Annotated in this window: 12 protein-coding genes and 1 pseudogene; 6 read left to right on the top strand and 7 right to left on the bottom strand. The window is 52.1% G+C overall.

The window, feature by feature from the left end; translation table 11 throughout:
• Positions 1-94: 94 nt before the first annotated feature.
• Positions 95-1,294 (bottom strand): MFS transporter, encoded by a 1,200-nt coding sequence (locus CTZ24_RS09310; protein WP_208725377.1) that lies wholly within the window; start codon positions 1,292-1,294, stop codon positions 95-97.
• A gap of 213 nt (positions 1,295-1,507) precedes the next feature.
• Between CTZ24_RS09310 and tus the strand changes: the two genes are divergently transcribed.
• On the top strand, positions 1,508-2,437 hold the full coding sequence (tus, locus tag CTZ24_RS09305) for a DNA replication terminus site-binding protein (protein WP_208725376.1): 930 nt from the start codon (positions 1,508-1,510) through the stop codon (positions 2,435-2,437).
• A gap of 57 nt (positions 2,438-2,494) precedes the next feature.
• Here the strand turns inward: tus and fumC are convergent, their stop codons facing one another.
• On the bottom strand, positions 2,495-3,892 hold the full coding sequence (gene fumC, locus CTZ24_RS09300) for a class II fumarate hydratase (RefSeq protein ID WP_208725375.1): 1,398 nt from the start codon (positions 3,890-3,892) through the stop codon (positions 2,495-2,497).
• A 198-nt stretch (positions 3,893-4,090) separates the two neighbouring features.
• On the opposite strand from fumC, the gene manA reads away from it, so the two are divergent.
• Together manA and CTZ24_RS09290 are read left to right on the top strand one after the other, a co-directional pair.
• A complete protein-coding gene (gene manA / locus CTZ24_RS09295) occupies positions 4,091-5,266 on the top strand; it encodes a mannose-6-phosphate isomerase (protein WP_208725532.1) in 1,176 nt (391 codons plus the stop codon).
• 128 nt (positions 5,267-5,394) lie between these two features.
• On the top strand, positions 5,395-6,894 hold the full coding sequence (locus CTZ24_RS09290) for a YdgA family protein (protein ID WP_021185173.1): 1,500 nt from the start codon (positions 5,395-5,397) through the stop codon (positions 6,892-6,894).
• A 45-nt stretch (positions 6,895-6,939) separates the two neighbouring features.
• Here CTZ24_RS09290 and CTZ24_RS26695 read toward each other — a convergent pair whose 3' ends face one another.
• The 3 genes and pseudogenes from CTZ24_RS26695 to CTZ24_RS09280 form a co-directional block, all read right to left on the bottom strand.
• A complete protein-coding gene (locus CTZ24_RS26695) occupies positions 6,940-7,089 on the bottom strand; it encodes a hypothetical protein (RefSeq protein WP_244634034.1) in 150 nt (49 codons plus the stop codon).
• On the bottom strand, positions 7,071-7,211 hold the full coding sequence (locus CTZ24_RS26690) for a hypothetical protein (RefSeq protein WP_244634033.1): 141 nt from the start codon (positions 7,209-7,211) through the stop codon (positions 7,071-7,073). Before CTZ24_RS26690 ends, CTZ24_RS26695 begins: the two co-directional genes overlap by 19 nt.
• Positions 7,212-7,261: 50 nt before the next feature.
• Positions 7,262-7,719 (bottom strand): annotated as a pseudogene (locus CTZ24_RS09280) (transposase); the annotation flags it as partial.
• Positions 7,720-8,299: 580 nt separating this feature from the next.
• Between CTZ24_RS09280 and CTZ24_RS09275 the strand changes: the two are divergent.
• The 3 genes from CTZ24_RS09275 (at position 8,300) to add (ending at position 11,425) form a co-directional block, all read left to right on the top strand.
• A complete protein-coding gene (locus CTZ24_RS09275) occupies positions 8,300-8,680 on the top strand; it encodes a hypothetical protein (RefSeq protein WP_208725374.1) in 381 nt (126 codons plus the stop codon).
• 51 nt (positions 8,681-8,731) lie between these two features.
• Positions 8,732-10,237 carry a hypothetical protein gene (locus tag CTZ24_RS09270; RefSeq protein ID WP_208725373.1) on the top strand — a complete coding sequence of 502 codons (1,506 nt, stop codon included), beginning with the start codon at positions 8,732-8,734 and terminating at the stop codon, positions 10,235-10,237.
• Positions 10,238-10,426: 189 nt separating this feature from the next.
• Positions 10,427-11,425: an adenosine deaminase gene (gene add / locus CTZ24_RS09265; protein WP_208725372.1), complete on the top strand. Its 999-nt coding sequence runs from the start codon at positions 10,427-10,429 to the stop codon at positions 11,423-11,425.
• Positions 11,426-11,479: 54 nt separating this feature from the next.
• Here add and CTZ24_RS09260 read toward each other — a convergent pair whose 3' ends face one another.
• The gene (locus CTZ24_RS09260) at positions 11,480-12,520 is read right to left on the bottom strand and encodes an oxidoreductase (protein WP_021185178.1); all 1,041 of its coding nucleotides are present in this window, start codon (positions 12,518-12,520) and stop codon (positions 11,480-11,482) included.
• Between the two features lie 77 nt (positions 12,521-12,597).
• The gene (gene araC / locus CTZ24_RS09255; protein ID WP_013508925.1) at positions 12,598-13,515 is read right to left on the bottom strand and encodes an arabinose operon transcriptional regulator AraC; all 918 of its coding nucleotides are present in this window, start codon (positions 13,513-13,515) and stop codon (positions 12,598-12,600) included.
• Between the last annotated feature and the right edge of the window lie 64 nt (positions 13,516-13,579).

Here is a 13,579-nt window from a genome sequence, read left to right as displayed (position 1 = left end):
AATAAATATAACAAACACTGTTGCTTTTTAGAAGCGAGCGACTGTGATCAAGGCACGTATTCATCATTTCCTCAGACACAAGCGCACAGGCTGCTTAGTTTATCACTCCCCTTTCTGACTGCGGGTTGGGCTGCGGCAATTTTTGCTTCAGCACCATCACCAACAGCACGTTAATCAATGCCAACAGGCAAAGCATCCACAGCGTGGCGTTCGCCCCCAACTGTTGAAAAACATAACCGCCCAGTAGTGGTGTCAATGCCTGACCAATCAGCGCCGGACGTGCCATGCGCCCCACCACTACCGCATAGGCTTCTGGTTTGACCATCACCAGCGGTAAAGTTCCCCGGACAATGGCACGCAAACCATTTCCGGCACCGTACAGCACCATACTCAGCAACGCAAACTGCGGAAAACAGGCCAGCAACAGCAAACCCACGGCAACCAGACCCACCGAGAAAAACGTGGTCCAGATAGGATGACCTCGTTTAAACGCGATATCGACGATACGCGAACCTACCTGACAGGGACCAAGAATGGCGCTGATCGCCAGTGCCGCCGTCAGAGAATGGCCGCTGGCCTGCAACAGCGTGATCAACTGCACCGAGATGGCGGTCATAATCACCGAAGCCAGCGTGAAGATGCTGCATAGCAACCAGAACAGACCGGGAGCCAAATCGCCAGTCGTGGCAGCCCTGACGGGCGTTGTCTCTTTCTTCTTTGCCGTCGGCGGCGGCAAAGCATAGAAATACGCGGGGAGCACCGCTACGCATAACAGCAGCGCAATGGCAAAACAGGCGCCACGCCACTCCAGCCAGTGAATGAGCAACGCCGTACCCGGCCACACCAGCGTGGTGCAAAAACCGGAAATCAGTGTGATGCCGGTGATCGCCCCGCGCGCTTGCCCGCCATACAGGGTTCCGAGCGTGGCAAACAAGGCATCGTACAACCCCATAGCCATGCCAATACCGATAATGACCCAGGCAAACAGGAATAACAGCAAACTGTGACTCAACCCCATCACCACCAGCCCAATCGCCATTACTGCGCCGCTTCCGGCCAGCAATGCGCGCCCACGCGCGCGCGCGATAAGCCTGCCGCTCAGCGGGGCCAGTAATCCTGAAACCAGAATGCCGAGCGATAACGCACCGTAAACCCACTGCTGCGACCAGCCAGTTTCTGCGACGATGGGATTGGCCATTACCGCCATCAGGTAAAATGAACCACCCCAGGAGAGGATCTGAACCAGCCCGAGAGTGATAATGGCGGGAACGCCGGGCTTTGCGTAATGCTCCACATGAATATTCCGATAGCAGGCGAAGCATTTGTTATAACACGTTCATCGATCACGAAAAATGCTTATGCCCGCTGGTTATCGCAATCCTTACAACGAGGCTGGCAAACCTGCTGTAAAAAAAACAAACTAAAAGTATGTTGTAATTATAAACCGTGCTTGCCATCACGCCGATCCCCTGCCACATTTGGTATGTTGTAACTATGGAGACATCCTATGGCTCGTTACGATTTGATCGCCGATCTGCATGCCTGCGTAAACGCGCTGGAGCAGCATCTGGGCGCATTGCGTCAACAAGTGGAGCAGCAACCTTTATTGATCGCGCGGGTTTTTGGTTTGCCGGATATCGAAAAAGGCCATGAACACGACGAGATATCTCGCATCAAAGTCACCCAGCATCTGGGGAGCGCCGCCCGTGAGATGGCCCTCACCCATTATTGTCGGCTGTTTATGCAGCACCAGTCAGAAAAACTCAGCACCAAAGCCGCGGTACGACTGCCCGGCGCAATCTGCATTGAAGCGGATGAGCACGCCAGCGACATCATTACCCGGCAGGTGGCGGAAATTAATACGCTGAAACAGCGGCTGGAGCAGTTGATCACCGTTGAGTCCGGCCTGCCCAGCGAAGCGCGCTTTGAGTTTGTTCACCAACATTTACGCGGGTTGATCACCCTGAATGCCTACCGCAATGTCACCCTGCTGGATTCCCCGGATAGCCTGCGTTTCGGTTGGGCGAATAAGAACATCATTAAAAACGTTAAACGCGATGAAATCATTGAGTTGCTGGAGCGCAGCCTGAAAGCCAATCGCGCTCAGGCCCCGTGGACCCGTGAGCAGTGGGCCGAGAAAGTGCAGCAGGAACTGGAAACGGTTCGCGATTTGCCGATCACGGCCCGCCTGAAAATCAAACGTCCGGTCAAAGTTCAACCGGTGGCCCGTGTCTGGCGTGCCGATGAAAAGAAGCAAACCCAACTGGCCTGCCCTTCTCCACTGCTGGTGCTATGCCGCGACCGCAGCCAGGTGCCGGTGCTGGGTGAGTTACTGGATTATGATGCTGACAATGTGGCGCATCGTTATAAGCCACAGGCTGAGCCCTTGCATCTGATTATTCCGCGCCTGCATCTGTGGTGCGATCGACTGGCCTGATGATGGCCGCAGCGGCAAGACTTATCGCGCGATAAATCGCGCCGCTACGGATTTTGCTTACGCCTTCATGCTGCCAACCATCTCTTCCGGGCGTACCCAGGCATCGAATTGTTCTTCGGTCAGATAGCCCAGCTTCAGCGCCGAACCTTTCAGGGTAAGCCCTTCTTTATGGGCTTTTTTGGCGATTTCCGCCGCTTTGTCATAGCCGATATGGGTATTGAGCGCAGTGACCAACATCAGCGACTCGTTCAGCAGTTGTTCGATACGGTCGCGGTTCGGTTCGATGCCGACGGCACAATGGTGGTTGAAACTGTCCATGCCATCAGCCAACAGACGAATCGATTGCAGGAAGTTATGGATCACCATCGGACGGAACACGTTCAGCTCGAAGTTACCGGATGCGCCCCCCACGTTGACCGCCACATCATTACCCAGCACCTGGCAGCTCAGCATCGTCAGCGCTTCGCACTGCGTCGGGTTCACTTTGCCCGGCATGATCGAACTACCCGGCTCATTTTCCGGGATGGAGAGCTCGCCAATGCCGCAACGTGGACCGGATGCCAGCCAGCGCACATCGTTGGCGATTTTCATCAATGACGCCGCCAGACCTTTCAGCGCGCCGTGCGCATGCACCAGCGCATCAACCGTTGCCAGCGCTTCGAATTTATTCGGTGCCGTTACAAACGGCTGATTGGTCAATTCCGCCAGCGCTTTAGCTACCCGTACCGCATACTCCGGGTGGGTGTTCAGACCGGTGCCTACCGCTGTGCCGCCCAACGCCAGTTCGGCCAGATGCGGGATGCTGTGTTCGATATGTTTGAGGTTATGTTCGAGCATCGCCACCCAGCCGGAGATCTCCTGGCCCAGGGTGAGCGGTGTCGCATCCTGCAAGTGGGTACGGCCAATTTTGACGATGTCTTTAAACGCTTCAGCTTTGTCGTTCAGCGTTTTTTTCAGCACCTGCAATTGCGGAACCAATTGTTCGCGTACGGCGATCACCGCCGCAACGTGCATCGCGGTAGGGAACACATCGTTGGAGCTTTGGCTTTTATTCACGTCATCATTCGGATGGACCAGACGCGCCATGCCGCGCTCACCACCCAGAATCTCGCTGGCACGGTTTGCCAGCACTTCATTCATGTTCATGTTGGTCTGCGTGCCGGAACCGGTCTGCCAGATTGCCAGCGGGAACTCATCGCTGTGCTTATCGGCCAGCACTTCGTCAGCCGCTTTCATAATCGCATCAGCACGTTCGGCCGGTAACAGACCAAGATCGCGGTTCACCTGGGCCGCCGCACGTTTAGTCAGCGCCAACGCATGCACCAACGCAACCGGCATTTTTTCTGTCGAGATACGGAAATGTTCCAGTGAACGCTGCGTTTGCGCGCCCCACAACTTATCTGCCGGTACTTCAATCGGTCCCATTGAGTCTTTTTCAATGCGATGGGCTGCCATGACTACGTCTCCTTAACTCAGATATTGAGGTTTAGGCTCAGCGTCACGTCATGCGCGATCGACTGAGCGGGCAAGATTGTCACTTTTCAGAATTTTACATTATGAGAGTCATTCGCATTTATTGCACTTATTGATGTATTTTCAATGGCTGTTTATGCCTTAAAATGCTTATAGCCTTATCGTTATCGGGGATGAATGATGCAAAAATTGAACAATTCGCTGCAAAATTACGCATGGGGCAGCACAACCGCACTGACCGAACTGTATGGCATCGCTAACCCGCAAGGATTACCGATGGCTGAACTCTGGATGGGAGCACATCCCAAAAGCCCTTCCACCGTCGAGATCAATGGAGAGACGCGGTCACTGCGTGATGTGATTGAGGGTGATAAAACCGCCATGCTGGGTGACGCTGTCGCGCAACGTTTTGGTGAGCTGCCGTTTCTGTTTAAAGTGCTGTGTGCCGATCAGGCGCTATCGATCCAGGTCCATCCAAGCAAAAGCGCCGCTGAAGTAGGCTTCGCGCGCGAGAATGCGGCCGGGATCCCTCTGAGCGCTGCCGAGCGCAACTACAAGGATGCTAACCACAAGCCGGAGCTGGTATACGCGCTGACCCCTTTTCAGGCGATGAATGGCTTTCGTGAGCTGCATGAAATTGTTTCGCTGTTCGAGCCGGTTGCGGGCGCACATCCGCAGATCGCCCACTTCCTTGAGCATGCCGATGAAGCCAATCTGGTCACCCTGTTTACCACCCTGCTGTCGCTGACCGAAGAGGCGAAATCACGGGCGCTCGGCGTGTTAAAAGCAGCGTTGAACGCCCACGAAGGCGAACCCTGGCAGACAATGAAAAGCATTGCGACAGATTATCCCGACGACAACGGCCTGTTCTCACCGTTGCTGTTGAACGTCATTACCCTGCAACCGGGTGAAGCGATGTTTTTGTTTGCGGAAACCCCGCATGCCTATCTGAAGGGGGTGGCGCTGGAGGTGATGGCCAACTCGGATAATGTGCTGCGCGCCGGTCTGACGCCGAAGTTTATTGATATCCCGGAACTGCTGGCGAACCTGAAATTCCACGCCAAACCCGCCGCGACTTTGCTGACACAACCACAGCAACAGGGCGACACGCTGAACTTCCCGATTCCAGTGGACGATTTTGCCTTCGCCATTCACACCCTGCATGACCAACCACAAGCGTTGGCACAACAAAGCGCCGCGTTGTTGTTCTGCATTGAAGGCCAGGCGGTGATCGAGAAATCAGGTCAGCAGCTGGTGCTGCAACCGGGTGAGTCCTGCTTTATTGCCGCCAGCGAGTCACCGGTGACGGCCGCAGGTCATGGTCGCCTGGCACGCGTCTTCAATACCCTCCCATAAGCGGCTGACGACCGTCCGGTTAACTGCTATCATTTTCAAACTATTAATTTAAAACGCCTGCGGGCGTTTTTCTTCACCCGCCGCACACACCAGGTGCCTGCGGACGCAAGGATAAGGACGACTCAGCGATGAAAAAGACCAAGGTTGCCGTAGGTGTGATTGTAGCCCTCGGGGTAATCTGGACCGGCGCCGCCTGGTTCACCGGCAAGCAACTGGAAAGCCATATTGATCAGATGGTGCAAAACGCCAATACGCAAATCAATGCGTATGCGCCCAACAGCCGCCTGACGCTCAGCTATCAGGATTACCAGCGCGGCCTGTTTAGCAGCAAGGCCAAACTGGTGCTGCAAGCCAGCTCGCAAACCGAAGACAACCCGCTGCTGAAGCCGGGTCAGAGCATTGTGCTGGACACCGTCATCGATCACGGCCCCTTCCCTTTTTCTCAGCTGAAGCACGGCGTGCTGATCCCCAGCATGGCCTCGGTACATAGCGAGCTGGAAAACACCGAAGCGGTGAAGAAATTGTTTGAGTTGACCAACGGCAAATCGCTGGTCAACGCCGATACCCGCATTGGCTACAGCGGCGCGACCGATACCGCGCTGACCCTGCTGCCAGCCGACTATCAGGATGTGAACAACGGTGTGCGCCTGGCGACCAACGGCGGCACCCTGAACGTCAGCGCCGATCAGCAAGGCAACAACGTGGGTGTACAGGGAGATTTCTCCAGCATTGCGTTTGCCAGCAAGAATGAAGTCAACCAGCCGGTGCTGTTTACGCTCAACGGTCTGAAGGTGAGCGGTGATACCCATCTCAGTCCGGAAGGGGTGCGCGTCGGCGATCAACAGATCACCCTGGACAAGCTGACCGCCAGCGTCAACGGCCAGGAAGGTCTGACGCTGGAAAAAATGAACGGCACCTCATCATTCGATAACAAAGACGGCAAAATTGGCGGCCAGATTGATTACCAGGTCGGTAATATCAGCCTGCAAAAACAGCCGTTTGGTGAGGCGAAAGTCACGATGAAACTGGCGCAGTTTGATGCCCAGGCAGTCAAAGCCTTCTCCGATACCTACAACACGCAAATTCAAAACCTGCTGAACCAGCCGGGCCTGATGGATGATCCCATCCGCTATCAGGAGGGTGTGCATACCATTCTGATGAACAACCTGCCAACCCTGTTGAAAGGTTCACCAACGCTCAGCATTGCGCCGCTCAGTTGGAAAAACGACAAAGGCGAAAGTACCTTTAACCTGAATGTCGGTTTCAACGATCCGGCGAGTGTGACCGGTGAAGCGCAAACTCTGGGAGCCGCAGTCGATCGCGTGCTGAAAACCCTTGATGGCAAGCTGGTGATCAATATGCCGATGGCGACCGAAGTGATGCGTCATGTCGGTCTGGCGGAAGGTTATCAAAGCGATGATGCGCAAAAGATGGCCGATCAGCAGGTAAAAGGTCTGGCGGCGATGGGACAGATGTTCCGCCTGACGCAGCAGCAGGATGACAACATCACCACCAGCCTGCAATACGCCAACGGTCAGGTGACCATGAATGGTGACAAGCTGTCGCTGGAGCAGTTCCTGTCGCGTTATATGCTGGGTAGCCAAACCAGCGAAGGTATGCCGGAGTAAGTGTTTAACACCTTGTAGCGGCGCGATAAATCGCGCCAATACGAATTATGCCTGTCCGGGAAGTAGCTGTGGCGGAACAATCAACGTCTGCACCTCGGCTGACGGCTGTGCCAGACGCTGCAACAAACGCTGGCCGGCGCGGCGTCCCACTTCCCGCGCACCACTGCTGACAAAGGTCAGCGCCGGATCGTACAACTCGCGCTGTGGATCATCATTAAACCAACCAACGCCAGTTGCTGGCTGTAGTAGCTGCCCACCGCCCCCTCCGTCAGCGTGCGCCCGCTATGCAGCGCACCAAAATAGCAGCCCAGCGTCACCGTGGCGTTGTGTGCCAGAATCGCCGTGATACCGGGATGCTGGCGCGCTTTCTGGCGGCCTCCACTGCTGCATTCAGCTCAGCCAGATATTCACTGACGCCATCCGGACGCTGCTCATTAATGGCTTTGCGCGGGTTCGCATCGGCTTTCAGGTGCGTGCTGTCGTTGAAGCGCCGGATGCGGTTCTGGCTGAGGGTGAAGGCGTCCGGGACTTTCTCCGTCAGCCCCATTTTCAGGAACCAGCGGTAAGCAACGTTCATCTGGATTTCCCTGACCACGGCGCTCACAAGGGACGCCGAAGAGATAGCCCAACAGCATTATCTTAAAGGCGAACGGGGTCGATGGCCGGTCGGCCATTGTCGGCGCAGTAGAGGTGTGCCACGGCGTCGCGGATAAATTCAAAGTCAATGGCGGCGTCGATTTTACGCACCAGATGGTCTTCGGGTACCAGTTCTTCAAGGGTGACCATTTCAAATTGATACTGCTGAGGGGTGGGTTCTCTGAGCATGGCAGTCAGTCCGTTAATTGCACTGACCTTATTAGATCAAAGTCCCGGCTTTACGACCAAGACTTTGTCAGCAGTCTGAAAGGTTTATCTTTATGATAAACCTTTTTTTATTATCGTGATTTATGCAAAAGAAATCATAAAGTTACATAATTGTTGCCAACCTAAATATTCCCACCTCATCCTTTGTTTTGAAAATACAAAATTTAACAATCCATTATTATTACACTCAGAGAATTGTGATATTTTCTTGAAATGAAAAGGATAGTTAGTTATCAATTTCATAATGTACCAAGCTTAATAAAGCCACCATTACCTTGCATTAACAAAATACGCGAAAAATACTACACCAAAGTCTTATCGAAACTATGCCTAAGCCCATGAAATCATCTTCTTATGATGATTACTTCATGTATTCTTTTCGGAAACCCTGAGTTTTCAATTAATATTTTATCTTTTGTCTACAGAAGTTAGAATCATAACTCCTATTTCTTACCTTAATAACAGCCACATTCACACGCATGAAATATGCCGCTCCGTGAATTGAGATAACAATAAATCCTCTCTGCAATGAAAGTTGAAGATGGAGAAAAGTGTGATTAGAGCAATAGAGCAAGGGCTACATGATTGGCTAAAATATCTGGACCTTTATGATGAGGTGAACAAAGATGAGTTACCGATCATTAGCGTAGATGAAAAATTCGATATTTATTGCTACCCTGTCGATGACAACAGCATCATCATGATGGCAATTGCAACACTTGAACATTTCCATTATGACCATCATGAAATTTTAGAAAGAAACCAGCCTAAGCCAGGTGAATATAATCCTGTGTTCACCTGTAATGGTGACATATTACAGCTTTGGGTTCGTATCACAGAAAATGACTGCACCCTCCCCATAATTTTGAACTATTTCAGCACATTAATTAGCCATATGGAAAACACATTGAGTGCCGAGTAGGGAATTTATCAATCCATAGAATGGTTACTCCTCATAACCAGGGAAATCCAAATGAAAATAGAAAATCACAACATTCACATCAACAATTTCGACCAAAATGAAAACCGTGTAAAAACCAGAGAGTTCAATGGAAGAAAGTTAATAATAAAGTCCTATGCAAAATCAGAGAATAAACATCAGCCGCAGAGTGAACACTTATTGAACACTGAAAGATTAAAGCTGGAGCTACATAGTTTCTTTGATAAATACAAATTCCTTAAACGCAACACCTCTTCTCAAACGGGTAATATAATAAAATTATCAAAAAACGATAAGGCACCTGACATACTTCAAAATTCAAACCATAGATTTCAATTTGAGAAAAACAAAGTTACTGACATCACATTCATACACTCCATAAAACAACATAAACTTGACATTAAAAAAATCAGTGATGAGATCACTCTAAATCTACCTGACAGGACGCAGATGCATAGTATCAATGTTAAAAAATATCTGGATAATAGATTATCCAGCCTCGTCGTTAATACGGCAAGATCTTACGGTTGTGAGTTCTTTTGTGGCGGTAATTATTCAGCACTCAGCCATCATTATCAGGGTCGCGGTTTTGATAGCATAAAAGAAATCTCGAGTAATACTTCAACCAAATCCTATTACGTCACTAATACCACAACCGGGAAAAATGTCCTTGTGCTATCTAATATGAACAGTGAAGCCAGAATAAAACATCAACTACTACAACTTCACTACGCCGACATTGATATAAGCAAAATAAATATATCAGGAAGTATAAAAATGCAAAAAGAGAATGCCATGATGCAATTATCCTCTGTTCTAAATACATTACCTGATGCAGATAAGAAAGTTTTATTCATTGGGGCTCGCTGGCAAATAATGGAGTTTTTAGGAAGGGAAATTTATCAGATCGATGAAAATCAACCTGAAGGAGTTGGTTATGATAAAATGAACACCACTCAGCATAAAGTTTCTGGTTTTATCTTCGACACTGCCATCGTCGAAAACCAAGAAAACAACGAGAGATATATTTTTTCCGGACTCAGAATGCCTAATGGTGATTTATCATACGATGCCACAAAAGCATTTATTGAAGCAGGATTTACGTATATTGTGATGTGTGGCGCTGGTGGCCGCTTATCAGGAAAGGCAAAGATAGGGGATTACACCCCCATAAACATCAGCATATACGAAAATGAAGCAATCAACTTAAAAATGGAAGATATGAAAATTCCTGACGGCACTTTTATAGAGGAGTTGTTATCAACCAATATCACTGTTAACTCACCACTTGAAGAAACACAAAAGTGGTTAGAGAATAATAAACATCATAGTAGCGTCGATGTCGAAACCGGCCATATTTTCCGTGCGGTATCTGAGGCGATAGATAACCAAAAAAGTGTCACTATTACTCCAGGATTGTTCATCTCTGATGTGGTTGGAGAACATCCTCTCGAAGGAAAAATAAGCACTGATGATGCATACAAAAACCTGAAAGGTTTTGTTGCTTCAATTTGGCATTCGGCCATTAAAACTAGTTGAAAAGAACCCCCTCTAAACACAACATCGGCACGATGCCCTTTATCATTTAATCAGCGCAAAAAGCCCGTCAGCCACCCGCAAATGCTGCTTTATCCAGCATCCACTGCACCATTTGCGCAAATCGCTGGCGTTGTTGCGCAAGATATTTTTATAATGCTCTGCACTTTACGATAACTTAGCGAGTGCGACATGATTGATGCAAAAATCCCTCTGACCGACATCCACCGCCACCTCGATGGCAACATCCGTGCCCAAACCATCCTCGATTTAGGTCGCCAGTTTAATCTTGCCCTGCCCGCTACCACCCTTGAGATGCTGCGCCCGCATGTGCAGGTCACCGCTAACGAACCGGACCTGGTGAGCTTTCTGCAAAAACTCGACTGGGGCGTTAAGGTGTTGGGCGATCTCGATGCCTGCCGTCGCATTGCGCTGGAAAACGTCGAGGATGCGGCGCGTGCCGGTATCCATTACGCGGAACTGCGCTTCTCGCCGGGTTATATGGCGATGACCCACCAGTTGCCGATTGCCGGTGTGGTGGAAGCGGTCATTGATGGCGTGCGGGCGGGTGTTCAGCAGTACGGTGTCGATGTTCGTTTAATCGGCATTATGAGCCGCACCTTTGGTGAGGAAGCCTGTCTGCGCGAACTGGAGGGTTTGCTGGCACATCGCGATGGCATTACTGCCGTCGATCTGGCCGGTGACGAACTCGGTTTCCCGGGTAGCGAATTCCTCAGCCACTTCAATCGCGCTCGCGATGCCGGCTTCCGTATTACGGTGCATGCCGGTGAAGCCGCTGGCCCGGAAAGCATCTGGCAGGCCATTCGCGAGTTGGGAGCTGAGCGTATCGGCCACGGTGTAAAAGCGATCGAAGATCGTGCGTTGATGGATTTCCTTGCCGAGCAGAAAATTGGTATCGAATCCTGCCTGACGTCAAATATTCAGACCAGTACCGTCGCCTCATTTGCCAGCCATCCACTGAAGGCGTTCCTCAACCACGGTATTCTCGCCACCATCAACACCGACGACCCGGCCGTGCAGGGCATTGAGCTGGCGCATGAGTATCAGGTAGCGGCACCACAGGCAGGACTGACTGCGGCTGAGATGCGTCAGGCGCAGGAAAATGGCGTGACCATTGCGTTTCTCAGTGACGCCGAAAAAGCCGCGTTGCGCGCACGCGTGGCAGGATAACGTTGACATGCCGTAACGGCGCGATAAATCGCGCCGTTACGATCATTACGAAAATTACTTCAATGACAATGTCTGGCGTTTTTCCGCCGATTGCAGACCCAGCTCGATTAACTCCATCACCTGGATAGCTTCCTCTGCCGTTACCGGATTCGCGCCGGTACCGGCAATGGCGTCACGCACTGCCGCATAATAGGCCGGATAGTTACCTGGCAGCGTCAGCAGTGCTTTTTCCACCATCACATCGCCTTCAGCCAGCGTTAGCACGCCATCACGCATATCGTAGCCCCACTCCTCTTTGGGCGGGCGTTCACCCGCCTTCAGGCGATCTTCCTGCGGGTCGAGGCCATATTTAACGTAGCTACCACGGGTGCCGTGCACAATAAAACGCGCTGACTCCGCCGCCACCAGCATGCTGGCATGCAGCACCACGCGGCGTTGTGGATAGGTCAGCGTGGCGTGGAAATAGTCGGTGGTTTGCGCGCCAGTGCGCAACTCCGCCATATCCACATTGATTGCCACTGGCGTACCAAACAGCTGCAACGCCTGGTCAAGTACATGCGGTCCGAGATCGAACCAGATGCCGCTGCCCGGCCCTTTCATCTCGCGCCAGCGCTGGCGGACTTCCGGGCGGAAGCGATCAAAGTGCGATTCCAGATAACGGATCTCGCCCAGCGTGCCATCCGCCAGCAGCGATTTCAGCGTCAGGAAGTCACTGTCCCAGCGGCGATTATGGAACACCGACAGCAGCAACCCTTTGGCCTTCGCCAGCGCATCCAGTTCGCGCGCCTGTGACAGGGTGACCGTAAAAGGTTTATCGACCACCACATGTTTACCGGCGTTCAGCGCCGCTTTCGCCAGAGGGAAGTGGGTATCGTTTGGGGTAGGAATTACAATCAGATGCAATGTCGGATCGTCCAGCAGCGTCTGGGGATCGCTCACCACCTGCACCGATGGCCAGTCAGCGTGCACTTTGGCTGCATCGCTGCTGGAGATCGCCGCCAGTTCAACATCCGGGGTCCCGGCGATCAACGGTGCATGGAAGGTTTTGCTGGCAAATCCGTAGCCTATCAGGCCGACACGAAGTTTATCGCTCATTCTCATTCCTCTTGTTCGTTACCTGACTGATTTAAGACGAATCAGCGCGTACGGACAAGCGGGAATCAGCCGAAAACTCAGGATATCGCACTCCGTGCCGGTTGCCAGCTCTCCTGAGCCACCAGCGCATCGTGTGCATCCTGGCTGCGACGACGAAAATCACTCGGACTGACCCCGACGCGTTTGCGGAACACACGCGAGAAATAGAGTTGGTCATCATAGCCGACTTCACGCCCCACCGAGGCGATCGGTTCCTGGGTGGTCTGCAACAATAATTTCGCACGGATCACGCGCTGATCCTCACGCCAGCGCAGCAGATTGATCCCCATCTGCTCGCGGAACAAATGGGCAAGACGGGAGGGTGACAGACAGACATGACGCGCCACTTCCTCAATCTTCACTTCACTGGCGAGATGGTTGGTCACGTACTGGCAGGCTTCAATCACACGCGGATCGCGGATTTGCTGATGGCTGCGCGGATCTTCCTCCACCGCACGCAGCAGCAGACGTTCCAGCAGGTTCATTGCCAGCTCCTCGGCGAAACGTCGTCCGGAGTTATGGGTTTGTTCGATACTGGCGAACAGGCGATCAAACTCCGCACGCTGCGCTTCCGGCAGACGCAAGCGCCCCACCCCCTGGGTTTCATCCTGCCATTGCAGCCAGTCGGTCCAGTAGGCACGCGGGCGGAAATAGACCCAGCGATGGAACCAGCATGGGCTGTCCGGCGCACGGCCATAGTAATGCGGGGTTTTCGGTTGAAACAGCAGCATATCACCCGGCAGACAGTCGAATGACTGCTCACCATCAAATACCCGACCTTCCCCCTTGATGGTCAGGTTGAGGATATAGCCTTTCATACCGAGTGGCCGGTCGATAAAAAAATCGAGCGGGCCATCGGCGGTAATCGGTGTCAGTCCGGCCACCAGCCAGGCATTAAAAGGGTAACCCGGCAATAATGGGTTTTGTTGTGCCACAGGGGGTTCACGGTGGTACATAATGCCCTCACTTTTCGCGTGATTGATTACCGTAGCGGCACGATTTATCGTGCGGTTGCCGAGG

Origin of the sequence: Pantoea phytobeneficialis (genome assembly GCF_009728735.1) — a bacterium.
GTDB lineage: Bacteria > Pseudomonadota > Gammaproteobacteria > Enterobacterales > Enterobacteriaceae > Pantoea > Pantoea phytobeneficialis.
This window is presented reverse-complemented; position numbering and strand designations above follow the sequence as displayed.